Origin of the sequence: Mesorhizobium sp. M7A.F.Ca.MR.362.00.0.0 (genome assembly GCF_004023175.1) — a bacterium.
GTDB lineage: Bacteria > Pseudomonadota > Alphaproteobacteria > Rhizobiales > Rhizobiaceae > Mesorhizobium.
Genome location: NZ_RZTF01000817.1, coordinates 1 through 929, shown reverse-complemented (window position 1 = coordinate 929; position 929 = coordinate 1). Strand labels below are relative to the sequence as shown.

The following is a 929-nucleotide window of genomic DNA, read 5'->3' as shown; positions in this document are numbered from 1 at the left end:
CCGTGGTGTCGCGAGGCGGCACCGCCTCTTCGACCGGGGCATCGAAAACCCCAAGGCACACGAGTGGGGCCCGGCGTCCATTCGGCAGCAGGGGAACGAGCTTGGGTTCGAGCAGGTAGCCCGCCTCATACGAGAAATAGCCGGCAAGCCATTTGCCTGCATCATGCGCGGCTTGTGCTGCTTCCAGAGCCGGTTCGAAATCCCCTGCTTCGTGCGCCACGATGATATCGGCCGGCCGGTCGAAAACGAGCTGGCGCGCGCTTTTGTCATTGCGAAAAATTGCGGCGGGCAGGGACATGGGACTCATGCTGCGGTCTATGAAGCATCAACCGCTCTATATGGGGTGCCGCCCGCGCGCAATCGAGGGAACGGCACGCTGCCTCTTAAAGCCGACGTTTGGGCCAACTCAGGAACCAAGAGCAACGGCGGCGCCGATATGGCGCCGCCGCTTGCAATCTTCAGGTCGTGCCTGGCGATCAGCTGTTGCTGGAGGTTCCGGCTGTTGGAAACTGCTTGGCGAATTCCTTCTCGTTGCCGGCGGCGAGCAGCTTGGCCTGCTCGATCCAGCGTTCGCGCGCGATGCGGCCGTCGAAATTCATGACGTCCTCGATCCGTTTGACATCGGCGGCGGTCCAGGACGCGATCTGGGCGAAGCTGGTGACGCCTTGCGCCTTGAGCAGCTTCTCGTTGACCGGACCGATACCGATCAGCCGGCGCAGATTGTCGGGCTTTCCGGATGCTGGGCCGGATGCTGGCTTGGCTGTTGCAGACTTGGCTGTTGCAGGTTTGCTCGTTGCGGATTTGGCTGGAGCCGAGGTTTTGGTGGCGGCGGGTTTCGCTGCCGGCTTGGCAGCGACCGCTTTCGCAGCGGCCGGTTTGGCCGGCGCCGGCTTTGTGGCGGCGGATTTGGCCGTCACGGGGGTCGACAT

General features: G+C 63.4%; 2 pseudogenes. Both read right to left on the bottom strand.

Annotation, left to right across the window (positions count from 1 at the left end):
- A pseudogene (locus tag EOC06_RS37920) lies at positions 1-298 on the bottom strand (aminodeoxychorismate synthase component I); the annotation flags it as partial.
- Between the two features lie 178 nt (positions 299-476).
- Positions 477-929: pseudogene (locus EOC06_RS37915) on the bottom strand (proton-conducting membrane transporter); the annotation flags it as partial.